General features: G+C 32.3%; 16 protein-coding genes. All 16 read right to left on the bottom strand.

All coding sequences use genetic code 11. The features are described from left to right. Positions 1–113: 113 nt before the first annotated feature. The gene (locus CLMAG_RS01580; protein ID WP_423231055.1) at positions 114–3,608 is read right to left on the bottom strand and encodes a DNA polymerase III subunit alpha; all 3,495 of its coding nucleotides are present in this window, start codon (positions 3,606–3,608) and stop codon (positions 114–116) included. Between the two features lie 60 nt (positions 3,609–3,668). Beyond that, positions 3,669–3,959: a Dabb family protein gene (locus tag CLMAG_RS01575; protein ID WP_066616964.1), complete on the bottom strand. Its 291-nt coding sequence runs from the start codon at positions 3,957–3,959 to the stop codon at positions 3,669–3,671. Between the two features lie 51 nt (positions 3,960–4,010). Continuing rightward, positions 4,011–5,315: a DRTGG domain-containing protein gene (locus CLMAG_RS01570; protein WP_066616962.1), complete on the bottom strand. Its 1,305-nt coding sequence runs from the start codon at positions 5,313–5,315 to the stop codon at positions 4,011–4,013. Between the two features lie 8 nt (positions 5,316–5,323). Further along, positions 5,324–6,277 (bottom strand): DNA-binding protein WhiA, encoded by a 954-nt coding sequence (whiA, locus tag CLMAG_RS01565; RefSeq protein ID WP_066616955.1) that lies wholly within the window; start codon positions 6,275–6,277, stop codon positions 5,324–5,326. A gap of 11 nt (positions 6,278–6,288) precedes the next feature. Next, positions 6,289–7,620, bottom strand: a complete 1,332-nt coding sequence (locus CLMAG_RS01560) for a gluconeogenesis factor YvcK family protein (protein WP_066616953.1) — start codon at positions 7,618–7,620, stop codon at positions 6,289–6,291. Next, positions 7,617–8,501: an RNase adapter RapZ gene (gene rapZ / locus CLMAG_RS01555; RefSeq protein ID WP_066616950.1), complete on the bottom strand. Its 885-nt coding sequence runs from the start codon at positions 8,499–8,501 to the stop codon at positions 7,617–7,619. Before rapZ ends, CLMAG_RS01560 begins: the two co-directional genes overlap by 4 nt. 260 nt (positions 8,502–8,761) lie before the next feature. Beyond that, positions 8,762–9,676 carry a UDP-N-acetylmuramate dehydrogenase gene (gene murB, locus CLMAG_RS01550; protein ID WP_066616947.1) on the bottom strand — a complete coding sequence of 305 codons (915 nt, stop codon included), beginning with the start codon at positions 9,674–9,676 and terminating at the stop codon, positions 8,762–8,764. A 61-nt stretch (positions 9,677–9,737) separates the two neighbouring features. Further along, positions 9,738–10,469, bottom strand: coding sequence for a phosphatase (locus CLMAG_RS01545; protein WP_066616946.1), 732 nt, complete (start codon positions 10,467–10,469; stop codon positions 9,738–9,740). A 27-nt stretch (positions 10,470–10,496) separates the two neighbouring features. After that, the gene (uvrC, locus tag CLMAG_RS01540) at positions 10,497–12,368 is read right to left on the bottom strand and encodes an excinuclease ABC subunit UvrC (RefSeq protein WP_066616943.1); all 1,872 of its coding nucleotides are present in this window, start codon (positions 12,366–12,368) and stop codon (positions 10,497–10,499) included. Positions 12,369–12,385: 17 nt separating this feature from the next. Then, a complete protein-coding gene (locus CLMAG_RS01535; protein ID WP_066616940.1) occupies positions 12,386–12,994 on the bottom strand; it encodes a metal-dependent hydrolase in 609 nt (202 codons plus the stop codon). 466 nt (positions 12,995–13,460) lie between these two features. After that, positions 13,461–14,357 carry an OB-fold nucleic acid binding domain-containing protein gene (locus tag CLMAG_RS01530; protein WP_066616937.1) on the bottom strand — a complete coding sequence of 299 codons (897 nt, stop codon included), beginning with the start codon at positions 14,355–14,357 and terminating at the stop codon, positions 13,461–13,463. A 14-nt stretch (positions 14,358–14,371) separates the two neighbouring features. Further along, positions 14,372–15,799, bottom strand: coding sequence for a peptidoglycan D,D-transpeptidase FtsI family protein (locus tag CLMAG_RS01525; protein ID WP_066616935.1), 1,428 nt, complete (start codon positions 15,797–15,799; stop codon positions 14,372–14,374). Positions 15,800–15,801: 2 nt separating this feature from the next. After that, positions 15,802–17,004, bottom strand: coding sequence for an FtsW/RodA/SpoVE family cell cycle protein (locus CLMAG_RS01520; RefSeq protein ID WP_066616932.1), 1,203 nt, complete (start codon positions 17,002–17,004; stop codon positions 15,802–15,804). Positions 17,005–17,073: 69 nt separating this feature from the next. After that, entirely contained in the window at positions 17,074–17,511 is a 438-nt protein-coding gene (locus tag CLMAG_RS01515) for an FHA domain-containing protein (RefSeq protein ID WP_066616929.1), read from the bottom strand. Positions 17,512–17,609: 98 nt separating this feature from the next. After that, positions 17,610–20,432 (bottom strand): excinuclease ABC subunit UvrA, encoded by a 2,823-nt coding sequence (uvrA, locus tag CLMAG_RS01510; protein WP_066616924.1) that lies wholly within the window; start codon positions 20,430–20,432, stop codon positions 17,610–17,612. A gap of 50 nt (positions 20,433–20,482) precedes the next feature. Next, positions 20,483–22,465, bottom strand: coding sequence for an excinuclease ABC subunit UvrB (gene uvrB / locus CLMAG_RS01505; protein WP_066616917.1), 1,983 nt, complete (start codon positions 22,463–22,465; stop codon positions 20,483–20,485). Position 22,466: the final 1 nt, after the last annotated feature.

Genomic DNA, 22,466 nt, shown 5'->3' with positions numbered 1-22,466 from the left:
ATGATTAAATTATTTAATTTACTATAATAATGCTTTAAACTTAGTAGATTAAAGAGGATTAAAAAATCCTCTTTAATATTTTGTTTATTTACTGAGAGAAATATACTTGATTTTTATATTATCTTAATATTCTCATCTCCAAGTTTTCCTTTTAAATTAGATATAAGTTCTACATCATGCTTTATCCAAAACTCTCTATCTAATCTAAACTTTTTTCTTTCACTTCTTGTACATAAATATACCGGAATATCACCTTTAAATTGCAAAAACATCATTTTAAGTTCAGTAAGAACTTCCTTTAGAATTTTTTCATTTTCTATCAATACGTATAAATTTTCAGAGTCTATTTTAATTAGTGGTTCAATTGTTTCACATAGTATTTTAGGCTGCTCTTCTTCTCTTAAACTTACTCTTCCTTTTATTAATATCAAACCATCTTCGGTAACCATATCTTTAAATTTTTGAAATGTTTTAGGGAACACTATAACTTCTATACCTCCATATAGATCTTCTAATCTTATAAAAGCCATCATATCATTATTCTTCGTAAACTTTTTTGTTATTTCAGTTATTATTCCCCCAACTATCACAACATCTCCATCTTTTACTTTAGCCTCTTGTACAAACTCTTCTTCTAATGCCCCATTTGATAGTATGTCTGAAATTTTGATACTGATTCTTGATTTTAAAGTTTGCTCATATTCCTCTAAAGGATGCCCTGAAAGGTACAAACCTGTCATTTCCTTCTCCATAGCTAAAATGTGCCTTTTTTCAAATTCTTTAATTTTAGGATACTGTATTTTAATATTTTCATCATTAAAGCTAGCAAAAAGACTTATCTGTCCATCTAAGTTCTTTTTTCTAGAACTACTTATACTATCTAATACCTTTTCATAAACAGAGAGCATTTGAGATCTATACACTCCAAAGCAGTCAAACGCCCCTGCTTTTATTAAACTTTCCACTACTCTTTTATTTATGGAGGAAATATCAATTTTATTACAGAAATCTGATATATCTGAGAAATTACCTTTCTCATCTCTGGATTTAACTATACTATCTATAATATTCTCACCTACATTTTTTATTGCAGACAATCCAAACCTTATCAAATCTCCCTGAACAGTAAACTTGGCATAGCTTTTATTTATATCTGGAGGTAGTATTTGAATTCCTTTTTCATTCGCAAATCTTATATAATAGGCTACCTTTTCATTATCCCCTTTAACACTATTTAGCATAGCTGCTATGAATTCCGTAGGATAATAGTACATCAAATATGCCGTCTGATATGCAACTACTGCATATGCTGCTGCGTGACTTTTATTAAAAGCATAGCTAGCAAAGTCCATCATTTGATCAAATATCTTATTGGCTATTTCAGGACTTATACCACTTTTCATACAACCTGGAACTTCTACGTTTCCACTTTCATCTACTATTCCATAAATAAAGTTTCGTCTTTCCTCTTCCATGACTTTATGCTTCTTCTTAGACATAGCACGTCTTACCAAGTCACTTCTTCCCATAGAATATCCAGCCAAATCTCTTACGATTTGCATTACCTGTTCTTGATAAACCATTACTCCATAGGTAACATTTAATATATGCTCTAGCTGAGGGGTTAGGTACTCCACAGTCCCAGGATTTCTTTTATTTTCTATATACCTTGGAATTTCTGCCATAGGACCTGGTCGATAAAGACTTATTCCAGCTATAATATCTTCTAGACTATCTGGCTTTAAGTCCTTCATGAAGGATGTCATTCCTGGAGATTCAAGTTGAAATGCCCCAACAGTTTTTCCTTCACCCAACATCCTATAGACATTCTTATCATCATAATCTATGTTATCTAAATCTATATTAACCTTTTTATTTTCTTTTATCATATTTACAGCATCTCTAAGCACCGTAAGGGTTCTTAGCCCCAGAAAATCCATTTTTAGCAGTCCAAGTTCTTCTAGAGTCCCCATAGTAAACTGCGTAACTATGTTTCCTTCATTTTTCTGAAGGGGAACAAAATTCACCAATGGCTGTGAAGCAATAACAACTCCTGCAGCATGGGTAGATGTATGTCTTGGCAGTCCTTCTAGAGCTATTGCTATATCTATTAAATCCTTAGTTCTCGACTCATTTTCATATGCTTCCTTTAATTCGGGATTTAACTCTAATGCTTTATTTATAGTTATTCCTAGAACTGTAGGAATCATCTTTGCAATTCTATCCACCTCAATATAAGGGTACGCCATAGCTCTTCCTACATCTCTAATACAAGCCCTTGCGGACATTGTTCCAAAAGTTACAATCTGAGACACATTGTTTACACCGTATTTTTCTACGACATAATCAATTACTTCTCCTCGTCTTTCATAGCAAAAATCCGAATCTACATCGGGCATAGATATACGATCTGGATTTAGAAATCTCTCAAAAATCAAATTATATTTAATAGGATCTATTTTTGTTATTCCTAAAGTATACGCTACTAGAGATCCTGCTGCAGATCCCCTTCCTGGTCCTGTCATTATAGCATTCTCTACAGAAAATCTCATAAAATCCCATACTATAAGGAAGTAATCAACGTATCCCATTTGCTTTATTACGCCAAGCTCATATTCTAATCTTTCTTCTAGGTCGCCAGTTATAGTATCATATCTTTCCCTTAATCCTTTATAGCACATATCTCTCATATATTCATAGGGATCTGTTCCTTCTGGCAATGGAAACTTCGGTAACTTGGACTTATGAAAATCATAATCAAAGTTACATTGCTCGGCTATTTTCACTGTATTCTCCAGAGCCTCAGGTACATAGGAAAATAATTCATACATTTCCTCAGGAGATTTTAAATAGAATTGGTCGGAAGCATATCTCATCCTATCTTCTTCGTCTACAGTTTTTGCTGTCTGTATACAGAGCAGTACATCATGGGATTTATAGTCTTCCTTTTCTATATAATGAACGTCATTGGTAGCTACTAATGGAATTCCCATACTCTTTGACATTCTAACTAATTCTTCATTTACTTTAAGTTGTTCTTCTATGCCATGATATTGTAATTCAAGGTAGAATCCATCCTTAAATATATCTTTATATAAAAGAGCTATTTCTTTAGCTTTACCTAGATTATTATTTACAATACTTGACTGAATCTCTCCTCCTAAGCAGGCACTTAAAGCTATTAATCCTTCGCTGTGTTCTTTAAGAAACTCATGGTCAACTCTTGGTTTATAATAAAATCCTTCAATTGAAGCTTTAGAAACTATTTTCATCAAATTATTATAACCCGTTTCATTTTTTACTAGCAACACAAGATGATAGTTTTCATTTTCTTTATCGTTCTGTTTAATATGCATGGATTTCCCTGCAACATATATTTCACAACCTATTATAGGCTTAATTCCTTGTTCTTTAGCTTCCTGGTAAAACTCCACACAACCATACATAACTCCGTGATCAGTTATAGCCATACTCTCCATACCAAGTTCTTTTGCTTTTTCTATAAGTTCAGGAATTTTAGCTGAGGAATCTAAAAGTGAATATCCTGTATGCTGATGTAGGCTTACCCATTGTCGTTTTTCTCCATTCATTATCTCACCTTCTTTCATAAGCATAAATCTAAATAAAAAACGAGCAACAAATATAATTGTAACTCGTTGTTAATTACTTTAATCTTCGAAATCTACAGCTGCTGAGGACTCAAGCATAGGTCCTAAGTGAGCTAGTACCTCATCCTTATGAACAGGATGTACTTGATATGCATCCATATCTTCACGTGAATCAAAAGTTGAAACTAAAGCTAAGTCATAAGATCTAGCTGAATGTACAACATCAATACCAACTTTAATACTTCTTAGTGTTGGCACTCTGCCCTCTGTTCTTAAAAGAATCTCTTTCGCCTTATTTATATTTTCCTCACTTTTATCTTTTAACTTAAAAAAAACAACATGTGTAAACATTAATATCTCCCCTTTTTTATAATATATAAATCGTAGACTTGTGTTTCCTTCTTATCTTCTTAATATCTTTGCAGATAAGAAGGCCTTTGCTACAATATCCTTTTTACTATCAAACATCTCTATTTCTACTTTACAGAAATTTCTCCCCATATCTATTATAGTTGCATATATCTCTATTAAGCTATCTATTTGTACTGGTTTCATAAAGTAAGTATTAATACTATCTACAAGTACATTAATATTATTTTTTTGTCTTAACGTCATGACTCCCATAGTAGATAAAAGCATATTCAAAGAGCTCCAAGACGCTGTTCCTATAGAATCTAACATTTCAGGAGTTATTTTCCCAAAAAAGTGAACTTTATCTCCATTTGTCTCAAATTCAAAGTTTTTCAAAACTGCATCTTCTAGGGTTTCTGCTGCCTGAGGCTGTCTTGCCATATGTTGTAGTGCCTTAATCACGTCACGTCTAGTTATAACTCCAACTAACTTTTTTCCCTTAACTACAGGAAACATCTCAATACCTTCCCAACCCATTATATGAGCCGCATAGGCTACTGTAGTTTTGGGAGTTACCGTTATAGGTTCTTTATGCATTACTTTGCCTATAGTCTCATCATCTTTTTCTTTATCCGACAAATCTTTTAAAGTAACAATTCCAACAACTTTATGTTCCTCATCGACTACAGGATATCTTTGATGATTAGTTCTAATCATCACTTCTTTCCATTTAGCTACCGTATCTGTAATTTCTAAAAAATATGGATTAGTCTCCATAATGTCTTCAACTAAAACTATATCTTTCTTTATAAGATTTTCCGAAATAGCCTTATTTATCATGCTTGCAACAGTAAAACTATCATAGGTCGTAGATATTATAGGAAGACATTTTTCATTAGCGATCTTCTTCACTTCGTCACTACATCCAAAACCACCAGTTATAAGAACTCCTGAGTCTTTTAAAAGAGCAAGTCTTTGCGCCTCTTCTCTATTTCCTACTATTAAAAGACAATCTGGTGTAATATATTTTTCCATAGCATCAATTGTCATTGCACCTATAGCAAACCTATGTAAGGTTTTGTGTATTCCATCTTTTCCCCCAAGTAATGTTCCATCTACAATATTTATTACTTCACCATATGTTAAAGCCTCTATATTTTTTTTCTCAACTTTTTCAATTCTTACAGTGCCAACCCTAGGTATAGTTGTAACAATGCCTAGAGCATCTGAATCTTTTATTGCTCTATAAGCTGTTCCATCACTAACACCTAATGCACTGGCTATGCTTCTAACAGAGATCTTTGTTCCAACTTCAAGTGAGAGTATATATTTTATTATATCCTCATGCTTTGACATAGCTTCTTCTACCTTCCTTCTTTTCTAAGTTCATCCGCTATCTTTTCTATCCTTCTTAATCTATGATTAACTCCAGATTTTCCTACTGGTGGACTAAGCATTTCCCCTAATTCCTTCAAAGATTCGTCAGGATAGTTCAACCTAAGCTCTGCAATTTCCCTTAAATTTTTAGGAAGTCTAGCAAGACCAATTTCATTTTGAATAAGCTTTATGCTTTCCACTTGTCTAACTGCAGCATTAACAGTTTTACTTAAATTAGCAGTTTCACAGTTGACAAGTCTGTTTACATTGTTTCTCATTTCTTTCATTATTCTTACGTTTTCTAGCTCTAATAGGGAGGCGTGAGCCCCTATTATATTGAGTAAGTCAACTATTTGTTCGCCTTCTTTAATATAAACTATAAAACTACTTTTCCTTTGTATAACCTTTGAATTTAGACCATACTCATTTATAAGCTTACTTAAATCCTCCGCATACTCATTATCATGAGTTACAAATTCAAGGTGATATGTCTTTTCAGGATTACTGACACTTCCCCCTCCTAAAAACGCCCCTTTAATATAAGCTCTTTTACATTCCTCTGTTTTTACTATATTTCTGGGTATACTATAGTCTAGCGCAAATACATTTTCGTTTGCCTTTAGCAACCCAACCTCTTTAAGTAATCCCCTAACACCCATTTCATCTGTAATTAAAATCATATACACATTATTCTTCTTGAGGGAATTGCTCTTTTTTACCATTATCTTTGTATGAATATTAAATATTTCTTTTAATATTTTAAATATAAATCTAGCAATAGCAGGGTTTTCCGTTGTAACCTTGAAACTAAATTGCTTATTCCCCCCAAGTGACAATGTGCCACTAACTTTCATTATAGCAGACAATTCTGCTATTGCCTCATCTTTACTTATTTCAGTATATCTGCAAACTTCATTCTTAACCTTCAACGAAAATGACATATGCTCGCTCCCTACTTGTTCTTATTTTGTTTTAACCTTTCTGATAAGTAGAAGTATTCAATAATTTTCTTTCTATCATATAGCAATTTTTTATCCATGATAGTCTCTATTAAAATCGATGCTAATTTTTCAGAATTATGTCTTATTAAACCATTCTTAATCTTTATGAAATCCCCTTCTATTACATTCACATTAAGATTTCTTACTTCTTCTTCATCTATAGTAACCAAATGTGCCTCTTCTTCTTTGTATTTTCCCTCTAGCTCTCCATCAATTTTACCCACGTTTATAATAACATAATCAATTATATTGTTACCAGCGTGTTTAAAAATTGTTTTAATATGATCTTCCACAGCAAAACCATCTGTCTCTCCCGGTTGTGTCATTATGTTGGATACATACAATTTTACAGCCTGTGTCTGTTGCAAAGCATTAGCTATGTCCTTAACTAAAAGATTAGGTATAACACTGGTATAAAGACTTCCAGGTCCTAAAATTATCGCTTCAGCCTCCATTATAGCTTCTACAGCTTCCTTAAGTGCTCTTGCATTTTTAGGCTCAATAAATACCTTATCAATACAGCTATTTTGTTTAAGTGCTTCTTCTGGAATATTAGACTCACCTTCTACAATTGCTCCGTTTTTTAGCTTGGCTTTTAAAATTACATTATCTAAAGTAACAGGCATAACTTTGCCTGTTACAGCAAGAACCGAGCTCATTTTATGAACTGCTTCTTCGAAATTATTTGATATACCATCCATAGCTGCTAAAAATAAATTTCCAAAGCTTTGGTTTTTAAGTCTTCCATCTTTGAATCTATATTGGAGGAGTTCCTCCATAAGAGGCTCAGTATCTGCTAAAGCAAGAATACAATTTCTTATATCTCCTGGCGGCAGCATTCCTAAATCTTCTCTTAAGTCACCAGAGCCTCCTCCGTCATCTGCCACTGTTACAATAGCTGTTATATTAGATGTATAGTACTTTAAACCTCTAAGCATTGTAGACAGACCTGTTCCCCCACCAATTACTACTATCTTAGGTCCCTTTACAAGCAATCTTTTTTCATATATAAGGTTTTCAAGTTTTCTAGAGTCTAGAGATACGTTTAAATATCCTTTATTTATTAAGGATATTATGGATCTCATACCTTGAGTTATAGATACATATAAAACAAAAATACCTGAAGTAACAAGAAATACATAAAAAGCAATATAATACGTACTATAAAGCCTATTTCTTACAAATTCTAATACACCAAACAATATAAACAATATACCCATAGCACCCATCATAAGCCATCTCTTAACCTTTATACCAGGCCTAAGCCAATCAACTATTTTCATAGCTTCTTACCACCTTTATTAACATCTTCTTCAATATCTCTATGATCTATGTTAATTTTATGCCCAGAATCTTTAAGTTTGTTATAAATGGCATTTGCAATAGTAACAGAGCGATGTCTTCCTCCTGTACATCCTATTGATACAATTAATTGTCTTTTACCTTCCTTTAAGTAATTTGGAATTAAGAATTGCAACATATCTTCCAATTTATCTATAAAATCTTGAGTTTCTTTAAAACTCATAACATAATCACTTACGGGCTTATCATTACCTGAATACTTTTTCAACTCTGGAATATAGTAAGGATTAGGCAAAAATCTTACATCAAATGCCAAATCAGAATCTACAGGTATCCCATATTTAAAACCAAAAGAAAGTACAGTTATAATTAACTGAGTCTCTACCTGACCTTCCTCTGAATATATTTTAGTTATTTCTTCTCTTAATTCTCTAGTTGCAAGTTTTGATGTATCTATTATGTTATCTGCTCTATCTTTTACTTCTCTTAACCTATTTCTCTCCATTAGTATTCCATTCAACAATCTTCCATCTGGAGCTAAGGGATGTTTCCTTCTAGACTCTTTAAATCTTTTTATTAGCACTTCATCAGATGCCTCAAGAAATAGAATTTCGTATTTATATCCTGTTTCTTTCAAATGTTTCAAGCTTACAAATAAATCATCAAAAAACTTTCCGCCTCTTATATCTATCACCAAAGCAATTTTATCTATTCTGCCATCAGTATTGTAACAAGCCTCTGCAAACTTAGGTATTAATGTTGGAGGAAGGTTATCCACACAAAAATATCCTAAGTCCTCTAAGTTTCTTATAGCTTGAGTTTTACCTGCACCGGACAGACCTGTTACTATAACAAATCTCATAGCCAACCCTCCTGTTAGTAATTATAGTTATATTGTTAACTATTTACCTAAAAATTTTTCATGAAATCTATATATACTATTATGTAGATTTACTTTTATCCTATGAATCCTCGTTCTAATACCCTCATCTGATTCAAGTTTCCACTTCATAATTATAACACAACAATTTATAAGAAGGAATACAAGATAAAATGGAGAATTTAACACAATTTAAGTGTTAAATTCTCCATTTTATTTTATGTCTCTATGACGAAATTTATTTAATCTTCACCTATAATTCTAACTTCAGTAAACAAATCTACATTAAATTTATCTTTCACTGTATTTTGCACAAGTTTTATCAAACCTAAAATATCCTTTGCTGTAGCATTCCCCTTGTTTATTATAAATCCTGAGTGTTTTTCTGATACTTGAGCATCCCCAACTCTCATACCCTTTAAGCCGCTGTCTTCTATAAGCTTCGCAGCAAAATAGCCTTCTGGTCTTTTAAAAGTACTTCCTGCCGAAGGGTATTCCAATGGTTGTTTATCACTTCTTCTCTTGCTTAAATCTTCTATTCTGTCTTTTATTTTTTCCTGTTCACCTTTGTGAAGTTTAAAGGTAACTTCAATTACTGTATACCCATGCTTTAATATAGAACTCATTCTATATCCCAATTCTAGTTCATCTTTGTTAAGTGTTTTTATATTTCCCTCATTATCTATTACTTTAGCACTCTCTATTACATTAGAAATTTCTCCATTATAAGCTCCTGCATTCATAGCAACTGCTCCACCAATGGATCCTGGGATACCACAGGCAAACTCAAATCCTGCTAAACCTTGTTTCAATGCAATATCTGATACATCCTTTAGTAATGCTCCACTCTTAGCAATTAGTTTATCTTGATCTAAAGTTATTTCATTAAGCTTACATAGCTTAATTACTACCCCTCTTATTCCTCCATCTTTAACTAGTAAGTTAGTGCCGTTGCCTATTATATAATATGGCACATTATCTTTCTTACATAAATTTATTATATCTAATACTTGTTTGTGATTTTCTGGATTTACTAGTATATCTACAGGTCCTCCAACTTTAAAGGACGTATGGTTTTTCATTGGTTCATCTATTTCTATATCTTTCGAATCTAATATCTCAGTCAATTTTGTACTGAACTCTCTAAATTTATTCATGGCCAATTCTCCTTGAAATTAAAATTATGTGTTATAATCTAGTATAATGTATGTACAATTCTTAATCAAGATTTATATCACTTAACTTTCCTTTCTTTTTTAAATATTTTACAATTTTAAATTCATCTGTATTCATTATAAGTTCATCGGGTATATTTACAGCCTTAAGTATTTCTTCAGCTTTAGGAAATCTCCCTATTTGGAAACATGTATGCGCATCACTGCCAAGTACAATATTCACCTCATACTTTTTACATAACTCTGCTATTTTAGTACAGTTTTCTTCGCTTCCACTTCTAGATCCAAAAGATCCATTATTTATTTCTATAAGTATATCCTCTTCTTTAGCCTTTTTTACAACCGCTTCTTCCCATATAGGGAATGCTGGATTACCTGAATGTCCAATGATATCAATATTTCTATTATCCATAACATTTAATAATGTCTGTGTATTCTCGTCTCTACTACCAGACTTCATACATACATCATGTAAACTTGCTATAATTATATCCAACTTTTTTTGAGTCATCTCTGGTATATCTAGTCTTCCATTGATATCAATAATATTTGCTTCACATCCCTTAAGATGTAAAACTCCATAGAGCTTTCTTGGTAATACTCTTAAATTATTGAAGTAAAATAAGTGAGGCCCCCCAGGCATACTAGGACCATGATCTGTAGTTGCCAAAACCTTTATTCCTATATTTGCTGCTTCCTTTATATTCTCAAGCCAAGTTGTGTATGCGTGACCACTATATATTGTATGTGTATGTGTGTCTAGTACATATTTCATGCAAAAACCTCCCTATTAAGAGCGAATTTATTCATCTTTATTGTTTCCAAAATACTCTATAATGCTTTCCGCTGCCTTCTTGTCAATAGAAGGTGTATCAACAAGCTCTGTAAAACTTGCTTTTTTTATATTTTCTATGCTCCCAAATTTCTTTAAAAGTTCTTTTCTTCTCTTATCTCCTATACTCGGTATATCCTCTAATATTGAATGAAGTACCCTCTTATTTCTTAGAGTTCTGTGATAAGTTATAGCAAACCTATGTACTTCATCTTGTATCCTTGTAACTAAACGCATAACATCTGAATGTTTATTTATGAAAAGTTCTTCATTGTTATATATCAAACCTCTTGTATTATGTTTATCATCCTTAACCATTCCACAAACAGGTATATTTATATCAAGTTCCTTAAGTACTCCAAGTGCAACATTAACTTGACCTTTTCCTCCATCCATAAGAATTAGATCTGGAAAAACAGAAAATTTTCCTGCACTTAGTTCTATTTTTCTTTCTTGTATTCCTTTTAATTCATCAAGACCATGTTGAAATCTCCTAGTTAAGATTTCTTTCATGCTATCATAGTCATTAGCACCTTTTACTGTATTTATTTTAAATCTTCTATAATCACTATTTTTAGCTCTTCCCTCTTCAAAAACTACCATAGTACCTACAGAATCTACTCCTTGTATATTAGATATATCATATGCTTCTATTCTATGAGGAATATCCTCTAGATTAAGTATATTACAAAGTTCTTGTAAAGATGACTTATAAACTTTTTTATCCTGAATAAATTTCAATTTAAAATGCTCTAGTGTCATCTTAGCATTTTTTTCAACAAGACTTAGAGTTTCCTTTTTCTCACCTTTTTGTGGTATCCTAATTATTACCTTTGATCCTCTCTTCATTCCAAGCCATTGCTCTAAGAGCTCAATATCTTCAATATCCGGTACATATATGGTCTTAGGTACGTATGCAGTACCACCGTAAAACTCTTTTACAAAATTTGTTACTATTTCTTTTTTATCCGTGTCTTCTGTATTTTCTACAGTAAAATGTTCCCTTCCTGTTATCTTCCCAGCTCTTAGAAAGAATACCTGAATACAAGTATCTTTTTCATCACTATATGTATTTATGAAATCTTCATCTGCAAAATTTCCTGTTACTATTTTTTGCTTTTCAGTGACTTTCTGTAATGCTGTAATCTTATCCCTTAAAGCTGCTGCTTTTTCAAACTCTAAGTTTTCTGCAGCTTCCTCCATTTGTTCTTTTAATTTCTTTAGTATATCTTTGTCTTTTCCCGCCAACAAATCAGTTATATCTTTAATTACGTTTCCATATTCCTCCTTACTTATATAGCCACCACAGGGAGCATTACATAATCCTATATGATAGTTCAGACAAGGTCTTACCTTTTCTCCATTCTGTTTGATAAGTCTTTTACATGTTCTGATAGGAAATATACTTTTTATAAGCTCTATAGTCTCATATATAGCATTTACATCTGTATATGGCCCAAAATACTTGGAGCCATCTTTCGCCAAAATCCTAGTCATAAATACCCTTGGAAAATCCTCATTGATGGTTACTTTTATAAAGGGATAATGCTTGTCATCTTTAAGCAATATGTTATATCTTGGTCTATACTTTTTTATTAAATTGCACTCTAATATAAGTGCCTCCATTTCAGAATCTGTAACTATATATTCAAACTCAGCAATGTGCTTTACCATTGCCTTTACTTTATCTGAATGATTTTTTGAGTTTTGAAAATATTGTCTTACCCTATTTTTTAACACCTTAGCTTTTCCTACATATATTACTTCACCTAAAGCGTTTTTCATTAAATATACCCCTGGTTTGTCAGGCAAAACCTTTAGTTGATATTCAAAATCAAACACAAAATCACTCCTCAAACTTATTTATAAAAGATAATTGGAAGTTTGTATATTGTAAATAGAAGACCACCTATCATAAGTAATTCTTCTATAGTGTCACCAATTTTAGAATTAGTTTTATAGGTGATAGGTAACTTAAACTTCTTATTTTTAAAGGGATAAAATAGTGGTACACCCCTATTAGTTGCCATATCGCACAATAGATGCATACCATAACCTATCATGAAATAGTATATTAAGTAATGTATGTTATACATATTCCCTATATATCCAGCAATGAAAGAAAATATAATCATTCCAGAAAGGCTATGGGTTAGCCCATTTCTATGGGAGGATACAGCTATTACTATAAAAGATACGCCTAAAGCCTTAAATATAGGTTCTTTAGCATATAAATAATCATACCATAGAATTATTATGCCCACGCATATATATAAAGTAATCTTAGTAGCCTTATTTTTAAAAGGAAGTATATATTTATTTATAACACTCTTAGGATGATCAATATCAGGTAATATTGACGCTAAAACCACTATAACTATGCCAATATAATTAAACTTTCCCGGCAAACTATTATAAACTGATAAAAATGTAAATATTCCAACTCCAGCATGTGTTTTACCTTTCATATTTTTCCTCTTTTTATCATTTAATTTTAAATTTAAACATATTATTACTATGTTAACTATAAATGATACCATTGTTGAGTATATTATATCACTTTATTCTTCAATAGTTTTACTTTTTACAACAAAATTTCCCGGGAAAAGTGTGAAATATACAAGAATTAAATAATGTTAGACTTAAAATAGAAATGTTTGTAAATGCAAACAAAACCATACATATTAAGTTGCTTCATGTATGGCTTTATTTTATGAAATTTCCCTATAAATTTTTTGAAGCAAGGTCTTAATTCAGATGGGGATTCTTTTACCCCATCTGAATTTTAGAGCTGCGAATGCATGGCTTACTTGGCGTTGAACTCCCACTTAAGCAGAGAATCAAAATCTATGATTTTGTATGAATCGCTTACTCCTCTGACGTTAGGAAGAGGAGTTTCCTATAAAGTGGGAGACTTACGCCAAGTTAGTCAGGTTAAATTTTATTTTCTACAGCATTTACAATTTGACTGTCAATAACATCTGCTGTATTAAGTAATATATCTTCCACTCCCTTTGGCTCAAATTTACCAAATTCTCCGTGATGAGAAAGGATCGAATAGCATATATCATCTAGTTCTTCTTCTGAAAGTATGTTTCCAACCTCTGCGTTTATTTTTTCTATATAGGAAGCTCCCATTATTATATGATCTAATTTAATAGACTTTCTTCTTATTATTCCCTCATAATCATATTCTTTAATTTTCATGATATCATGTATAATAGCTTTAAGAATAAGTCTATCCTTGTTAATTACATGTGCCGCATTCATATAAAAAGGATTATCTATATAGTTGCTTAGAATACACTCCATAGTTTTCATAACACCTACAGTATGAAGAAATAGTCCCCCGCGCTTATTTCCATGAAATTTTTCTGCTGCAACACAGTTGATAAACGACTGCCATCTATCCATGTTATATCCCATTGCTCCCGTTGCTGCAATAGCTATTTTCTTATACTTTTCCTCTAAATTATTAATAGTATTATTAAAATAATCTATAAGATTTGTAGGAATATCATATGCAGGTACAAATTCTGAGTAATCCATAGTATCCTCAACTAGATTTATAACAGGATTTTTAATTTGTATATTTCCATTAAAAGTTCCAGCAATACCTTTAACATGTATAATAGAGTTTTCATTTATCATATCAATTAAGTTGTCATAGTTATCCCATACTGGAAACGCTATAGATCCTGTATTATCCTGCATTATTACCATAATGTAGGGATTCCCATCCTTTTTTCGTCCTATTCTTTTATCACTTACCATTCCATAAACTTCTATGATTTTTCCATTAGTTAATTTACTAATATCCTCTATCTTCATTTTAATCCCACTTTCTACTTTCTAAGTGCTGTTCTCATTACTTCAGATGCTATTCTTGCTGCAGCCTTACCACCCTGTCCTCCATCTTCTACAATTATAGCTACTGCAACCTGTGGATTATCATATGGTGCAAATCCTATAAACCATGAGTGAGGTGGTGCATCTTTTCCATCTACTTGATGATCTGCGGTTCCCGTTTTACCACCAACTTCAATACCTTCAATAGCAGCATTCACACCTGTTCCCTCACTAACAACAGATCTCATAAAATCCTTCATAGTTTGTGCAGTATCTGCTGAAATAACTTGACCTAAAGATTCTGGTACTATACTTTTTACGGAACTACCTTTACTAGTTAAAACCTCATTTACTAGATGGGGTTTCATCATAACTCCATCATTTGCTATAGTACTTGTAACCATTGCCATCTGTAGAGGACTAGCAAGGTCGCTACTTTGGCCTATAGCACTTTGTGCAATACTCCCTTTTTCATATTTCTTCAATATAGGGAATCTACTTGGTTCTACTGGAATTCCATCCGCCGGGATTTCTTTGTTGAAATAAAACTTCTCTGCTGTGGCTTTTAACTTATCATTTCCAAGCTCTAAACCTAATGTTCCAAATACTACATTACTTGAATGTGTATAAGCTTGTTGGAAGTTTATACTACCAAGTACTTCACCGGAAAAATTATTAAGAGAATAGTCATTACTTATGTATAGACTCCCGTTATCATTAAAAGTTCTATTTTTCACTGATGGCATATTTTCTAAAGCACTTACAGCAGTTACTGTTTTAAATGTAGATCCTGGAGGATATAATCCTGCTGATGCTCTATTTATTAAAGGTGTATTTTTATCTTGATTAATAGACTTCCAAATTTCTTGCAGATTATTAGGATTAAAGGATGGTTTAGAAACCATAGCTAATATCTCTCCAGTTTTAGGGTTTAATGCAACTACTGCGCCTCTATTATCTCCTAGTAGATCATACGCTTTTCTCTGAACCTCAAGATCTAATGATGTTTTTAAACTATTCCCTACTTTCTCTTCATTCTTACCTTTGTTTTTTATAAGATTTCTAATACTGTCCTGAATATCTGTAGCCATTAGTTGCTCATCATATTTTCTCTCTAATCCTGTGATACCATATTTTATATCTACATAACCCAATACATGAGCAAAAATCTCTCCGCCAGTATATTCTCTTTTTTGTGTTTCCTGATCTATTCTTTCACTTTTAGTTAGTGCATTGCCATTTCTATCATAGATAGTTCCTCTTAACACTTCATTTCTTTTAACCCATAACCTTCTGTTGTAAGCATTATTAACTATTTTAGGTCCTGTAATTATTTCAAAATAGGTTATATAGGATATCATACCTATAAAAAATATTAAAAAGACCATAAGAACTTTTTTTATATTACTTGATATATCATTCATATCTATCTACCCTCTTCTGATATCTTTTGAATTATACCTAATGAAAAGAAAGTTATAAGCATAGAGCTTCCTCCATAACTTACTAGTGGCAGTGTTATACCTGTAAGAGGAATAGCATTCATAACTCCACCTATTATAACTAATACTTGTGCTGCTATCATTGCACTGTATCCTACCACCAATAACTTTGAAAATTCATCTTCTCCGTATACAGCAGCTCTCATGCATCTATAAAACAGCAAGAAATATAGTATTATTATGGCAAATCCAATTAATATTCCAAGTTCTTCACATAGGGCTGCAAAAATAAAGTCAGTTGTGTTAACTGGGACATACTCTGGATGTCCAAGTCCTAGACCAGACCCTGTAAGTCCTCCAGATGCTATGGAAAGCATAGACTGCACCACTTGATAACTTTTGCCATTTGCGTATTGCCATGGGTTGCTCCATATTTCTACCCTAACCTTTACGTGGTCAAATAGCCTATAACTTATTGTAGCCCCTGCAACAAATAATCCTATACAGGTAGCTACATATCTAAATTTTGACGTAGCTATATAAAGCATAGTTATAGATATGCCAAAGAATATTAATGCAGAACCCAGGTCTTTTTGAAGCACCATAAATCCTAAACAAACCATAACTACAAGTCCTGGTTTTATTAAATCCTTAAAATTTTTATAATCCTTTAATTCAGAGGCTAAATATGCTACAAAAAATAGTTTTCCAAACTCAGATGGCTGAAAACTGTAATTACCTATCACAATCCAATTCTTAGATCCATTGATTTCTTTACCTATCAAAGTAGCCATACCCATAAATATCATAGTAACTACCAAATAAAAATATTTATGCCTGCTAAAACTTTTTAAGTCAGGGAGCAATACCACTATCAATATAAATCCTGTTACGCCTATAGCAAACCAAATAATCTGTTTTATTGAACTTGCCATATTAATTCTATATAGCATTACCATTCCTACAACAGACAATATACTTGAGAAAATAAATATATACTTATCCCCATCACTGAAAAACTTTCTGATTATGAAATAAGAGTATCCAACTAATAGGCATGTAACTATAGCCATAACCATAGCCCCTTTGTCAAAAGGCTGTTTAATTATTGCTAAATTAAAAAAACATACCAGACATAAAAGGTACGTATATCGCAAAAGTTTTTTCTCGTCTCTACTTGCATCCAATCAAAATCACCACCAATTACTTATTAAGCCTATGTATGCAAAATTTACATACCTTGCATACATAGTTTCTTACCCAATCACCTTAAAAGATGTACTTCCTATTCTAATTTCATCTCCTGCATTTAAATATTGTCTACCCTTTACACCTTGATCATTCAATAATGTACCATTTGTGCTTCCTAAGTCTTCTAAAATACAATCATTATTTTTCATATATACCCTTGCATGATATCCAGAAGCATATGGGTCGTCCAATATAAGTAAGTTATCGTTCTTTCTACCTATGGTTATCTCGCCACGGATTGGGATAACTCCACCCTTCCTCAGATTTGAATTATTCCCAGCACTCACTATCTCAAGACCAAAAGACTTTCTATTCTTATTTCTAGGCCTTTTCCCTCCATTTTTTATATCCTTATACATTATCCTTAAGGCCAAAAATATTATGATATAAATTATACCTATAATAATAATTTTAAATATTAGACTTAACTTACTGAGATCCATATAATCACCTTCTTGTAAACTTTTTTGATATATTTTACTTTTAATATACTAATACATTAAAAGACTAGCATATTTAATTTATGCTAGCCTCATATAAATTATAGCATCTTTTTCAAATATTGTCCTGTATAAGAACTTTTATTTCGAACTATTTCCTCTGGTCTACCAGAAAATAAGATAGTTCCTCCTTTTTCTCCACCTTCAGGACCAAGATCAATAATATAATCTGCACATTTTATAACATCTAAATTATGCTCTATAACTATGACGGTATTTCCTGTATCTACAATTCTTTGAAGTATATCTATAAGCCTATTTACATCATCTATATGAAGACCTGTTGTTGGTTCATCTAAAATATATAATGTCTTCCCTGTGCTCCTTTTTGATAACTCATATGCTAGCTTAATTCTCTGAGCCTCACCACCTGACAGCTGTGTTGAAGGTTGACCTAATCTAACATATCCAAGGCCTACATCAAAAAGAGTCTGAAGTTTATTTTTTATTCTAGGTATATTTTCAAAGAACACTAAAGCTTCTTCTACTGTCATATTTAGAACATCATCAATATTTTTAGCTTTATATTTTACTTCAAGGGTTTCTCTATTATATCTTTTTCCCTTACAAACCTCACAAGGGACATACACATCTGATAAGAACTGCATTTCTATTTTTATTATTCCGTCTCCTGAGCAAGCTTCACATCTTCCACCTTTAACATTGAAGCTAAATCTACCAGGTTTATATCCTCTCATCTTTGCTTCTGAGGTATTTGAGAAAACTTCCCTTATAATATCAAATACACCTGTATAAGTTGCCGGATTAGAACGGGGTGTTCTACCTATTGGACTTTGATCTATATTTATAATTTTATCAATATTTTCTACTCCAGTAATATCCTTATGAAAACCAGGATTATCCTTTGATTTATTAATCCTTTTATTTAATCCTTTAAATAATATTTCATTTACAAGAGTACTTTTACCAGACCCTGAAACTCCAGTAACACAGGTTAATGTTCCTAACGGAAAGCTAACATTTACATTTTTAAGATTATTCTCCTTAGCTCCTTTTACAACAAGGCAGTTACCATTTCCTTCTCTCCTAGTGGAAGGAGTTTCAATCTTTTTTGTACCACTTAAGTATTGTCCTGTTATTGACTTTTCGTTCTTAATTATTTCTTCGATGGGTCCTGCTGCCACTATTTCGCCACCATGTTCCCCAGCACCTGGTCCAATGTCCACAATGAAATCAGCTTCCTTCATAGTATCTTCATCATGCTCTACCACAACTAATGTATTTCCTAAATCCCTTAAGTGCTTTAATGTAGCTATAAGCTTATCATTATCTCTTTGGTGAAGCCCTATACTCGGTTCATCTAATATATACAACACCCCAACTAAACTAGATCCTATTTGTGTAGCAAGTCTAATTCTTTGTGCTTCCCCTCCAGATAACGTTCCTGCAGTTCTAGTTAAATTTAGGTAATCTAGCCCTACATCAATTAAGAACTTAAGTCTGCTTTTTATTTCTTTTAATATTTGCTCACTAATTATTTTATTTTTCTCTGATAACTGAAGATCATTTAAAAATTTTAATTCATCCCTTATAGACATCTTAGAAAATTCATCAATGTTCTTTCCCCCTACTATAACTGCTAATGCCTCTGCTTTAAGTCTTGCTCCTTTACACTTAGGGCATGGATTATCACTCATATAATTTTCTATTTCACCTTTTATGTAATCAGAATTAGATTCTAAATACCTTCTCTTTAAATTATTAATAATACCTTCAAATGCATGATTAAATTCTACCACTCTATTATCCTTGGTATAGTTTACTTTTACTTTATCTCCACCTAATCCATATAATAGTATATCTATAATCTCAGGACTGAGCTTTTCTATAGGTGTATCTAGTTTAAACTTATACTTCTTAGAAAGTGCTTTTAAAATACTAAATGTCCACGAATCTTCCTTTAAACTTCCTTCACCGAAAGTAACAACAGCGCCATCTAAAATACTCTTACTTTTATCCGGTATAACTAAATCTGGATCTATTTCCATCAAAGTCCCCAAGCCATCACATCTATCACATTTACCAAAAGGCGAATTAAAAGAAAACATTCTTGGAGTAATTTCTCCAATGCTTATGCCGCAATCTACACATGCAAAGTTTTCACTGAAGAGTATATCCTCTCCGCCTATTACATTTACAATTACCAACCCCTCTGATAACTTAAGAGCAGTTTCTAGCGAATCTGCTAATCTGCTTCTTATATCATCTTTTACTATTAGTCTATCTATGACAACTTCAATACTGTGCTTTATATTCTTTTCTAACTTTACTTCTTCTTCCTCTAAATCAACAGTTTCCCCATCAATCCTAGCTCTTACAAATCCATTTTTCTTAATATTTTCTAATACCTTTACATGCTCACCTTTTCTTCCCCTTATGATTGGAGACAGTATCTGAATTTTAGTTCTTTCTTCCATAGATAAAATTTTATCTATCATTTGATCTACTGTCTGTTGAGTTATTTCCTTCCCGCACTTAGGACAGTGTGGTGTTCCTATCCTTGCATATAAAAGTCTTATATAGTCATATATCTCCGTTACTGTACCAACAGTGGAGCGAGGATTTCTACTTGTAGTCTTTTGGTCAATAGAAATGGCTGGTGATAGCCCTTCTATATATTCTACATCCGGTTTATTCATTTGCCCTAAAAATTGTCTTGCATATGCGGAGAGGGATTCAACATATCTTCTTTGTCCTTCTGCATATAAGGTATCAAAGGCCAAAGAAGACTTTCCAGAACCTGAAAGCCCAGTAAAAATAACTAATTTATCTCTAGGTATTTCTAAATCTACATTCTTTAAGTTATGAACCTTAGCACCTTTTATAATTATGCTATCTTTCATTAGTTTTATTTCCACCCCTTAATTTTTTCATTTTAAATTCAAGTTTCACTTTATTTTTTCTTTTGTTTTTTTAGCTTTAAAATCAAATCACGCAAGTGTGCTGCTTGTTCAAACTGTAAGTCTTTAGCAGCTTGCTTCATCTCTTTTTCATATTTTTCTATAAGTACATCTATATTCTCATTATTAGCTTCTATAGCCTCTTCTAAACTACCATATTCAGCTTTTTCTTCTGCAACTTTTGTAGCTTCTATTACTTCTCTAATTTCTTTTTTTACAGTTGTTGGTGTTATACCATGTTGTTCATTATATTCTATCTGTATCTTTCTTCTTCTACTTGTTTCACTTAGGGCTTTATTCATTGAGTCAGTCACTCTATCTGCATACATTATAACCTTGCTCTCAGAATTTCTTGCAGCTCTACCTATTGTCTGTATTAAAGATCTTTCAGACCTTAAGAAACCTTCCTTATCCGCATCAAGAATTGCAACTAATGCTACCTCAGGAATATCCAAACCTTCTCTCAGTAAATTTATACCTACTAAAACATCAAACTCTCCTTTTCTTAGATCTCTGATTATTTTCATTCTCTCTATAGTGTCTATACCGGAATGAAGGTAATTAGTTTTTATATTCATATCCTTTAAATAATCCGTTAAATCCTCTGCCATCTTTTTAGTAAGAGTTGTCACAAGGATTCTGAATCCTCTACTTATAGTTTCCTTAATGCTAGCATATAAATCATCTATTTGTCCTTTTATAGGCTTAATAATAATCTCTGGATCTAGTAGTCCCGTTGGTCTTATTATTTGTTCTGCTATATTTGTGGAATGAGATAACTCATAATCAGCAGGTGTAGCACTAACAAATAGAACTTGATTCAGCTTACCTTCAAATTCAGCAAATTTTAAAGGTCTATTGTCATAAGCTGAAGGCAGCCTAAAACCATACTCCACTAAAGATTCTTTTCTTGATCTATCACCTGCATACATAGCCTTTACCTGTGGAAGAGTCACGTGGCTTTCATCTATAAAAAGTAAGTAATCCTCTGGAAAATAGTCAATAAGAGTCTGTGGTGGTGTGCCTTTATCTCTTCCATCAAGTATTCTTGAATAATTTTCAATACCACTACAATACCCAACTTCTCTCATCATCTCAATGTCAAAGTTTGTCCTCTGCTTTAATCTCTGAGCCTCTAAAAGCTTATCTTGTGCTGTGAGTTCTTTAAGTCTAATCTCTAGTTCTTCTTCTATCCTAACTATAGATTTTTCCAGCCTTTCTTTAGATGTTGCAAAGTGAGATGCTGGAAATATAGATACATGTTTTCTTGCCCCTATCATCTCACCAGTTAACACATCAAATTCCCTTATCCTATCTATTTCATCTCCAAAAAACTCTATTCTTATCCCCTTATTTGTTGAAGACGCTGGAAATATGTCTAGCACATCTCCCCTTACTCTAAAGGTTCCTCTCACAAAATTAATCTCGTTTCGTTCATATTGTATTTCTATAAGCTTTTTTAGGATCTCATCTCTCTCTTTAATCATACCTTGCCTTAATGACAAAGTAAGGTTTTTATATTCCTCTGGATTACCCAAACCATATATACAGGATACGGATGCTACTACTATTACATCCTTTCTTTCCAGTAATGCAGACGTGGCTGAATGTCTTAACTTATCTATTTCGTCATTAATAGATGCATCCTTTTCTATATAGGTATCAGTTTGGGCAACATATGCTTCTGGTTGATAATAATCATAGTATGAAACAAAATATTCAACGCAATTTTCAGGAAAAAACTCTCTAAACTCTGAACAAAGTTGTGCCGCTAAAGTTTTATTATGAGCTAGAACAAGCGTTGGTTTCTGAACTTTTTCAATAATGTTTGCCATAGTAAATGTTTTACCTGAGCCTGTTACCCCAAGCAGCGTTTGAAATTTGTCTCCATTTAACATTCCATTAACTATACTGTTTATAGCTGTAGGCTGATCTCCTGTAGGTTTAAATTTAGAATGTATTTTAAAAGTTTCCATT

It is taken from the genome of Clostridium magnum DSM 2767 (assembly GCF_001623875.1).
Lineage (GTDB): Bacteria > Bacillota > Clostridia > Clostridiales > Clostridiaceae > Clostridium_AM > Clostridium_AM magnum.
The sequence above is the reverse complement of the archived record's forward strand: the minus strand, read 5'-3'. Positions and strand labels throughout refer to the sequence as shown.

What these genes read in the sequence shown, in the direction of transcription:
- CLMAG_RS01535 (WP_066616940.1), bottom strand. Translation starts at nt 12,994, where the DNA reads ATGAAAGGTAAAACACATGCTGGAGTTGGAATATTTACATTTTTATCA.
- whiA (WP_066616955.1), bottom strand. Translation starts at nt 6,277, where the DNA reads ATGTCATTTTCGTTGAAGGTTAAGAATGAAGTTTGCAGATATACTGAA.
- uvrB (WP_066616917.1), bottom strand. Translation starts at nt 22,465, where the DNA reads ATGGAAACTTTTAAAATACATTCTAAATTTAAACCTACAGGAGATCAG.
- CLMAG_RS01525 (WP_066616935.1), bottom strand. Translation starts at nt 15,799, where the DNA reads ATGAATGATATATCAAGTAATATAAAAAAAGTTCTTATGGTCTTTTTA.
- CLMAG_RS01515 (WP_066616929.1), bottom strand. Translation starts at nt 17,511, where the DNA reads ATGGATCTCAGTAAGTTAAGTCTAATATTTAAAATTATTATTATAGGT.
- murB (WP_066616947.1), bottom strand. Translation starts at nt 9,676, where the DNA reads ATGAATAAATTTAGAGAGTTCAGTACAAAATTGACTGAGATATTAGAT.
- CLMAG_RS01530 (WP_066616937.1), bottom strand. Translation starts at nt 14,357, where the DNA reads ATGAAGATAGAGGATATTAGTAAATTAACTAATGGAAAAATCATAGAA.
- CLMAG_RS01545 (WP_066616946.1), bottom strand. Translation starts at nt 10,469, where the DNA reads ATGAAATATGTACTAGACACACATACACATACAATATATAGTGGTCAC.
- uvrA (WP_066616924.1), bottom strand. Translation starts at nt 20,432, where the DNA reads ATGAAAGATAGCATAATTATAAAAGGTGCTAAGGTTCATAACTTAAAG.
- rapZ (WP_066616950.1), bottom strand. Translation starts at nt 8,501, where the DNA reads ATGAGATTTGTTATAGTAACAGGTCTGTCCGGTGCAGGTAAAACTCAA.
- CLMAG_RS01560 (WP_066616953.1), bottom strand. Translation starts at nt 7,620, where the DNA reads ATGAAAATAGTTGATTGGCTTAGGCCTGGTATAAAGGTTAAGAGATGG.
- CLMAG_RS01580 (WP_423231055.1), bottom strand. Translation starts at nt 3,608, where the DNA reads ATGAAAGAAGGTGAGATAATGAATGGAGAAAAACGACAATGGGTAAGC.
- CLMAG_RS01570 (WP_066616962.1), bottom strand. Translation starts at nt 5,315, where the DNA reads ATGTCAAAGCATGAGGATATAATAAAATATATACTCTCACTTGAAGTT.
- CLMAG_RS01575 (WP_066616964.1), bottom strand. Translation starts at nt 3,959, where the DNA reads ATGTTTACACATGTTGTTTTTTTTAAGTTAAAAGATAAAAGTGAGGAA.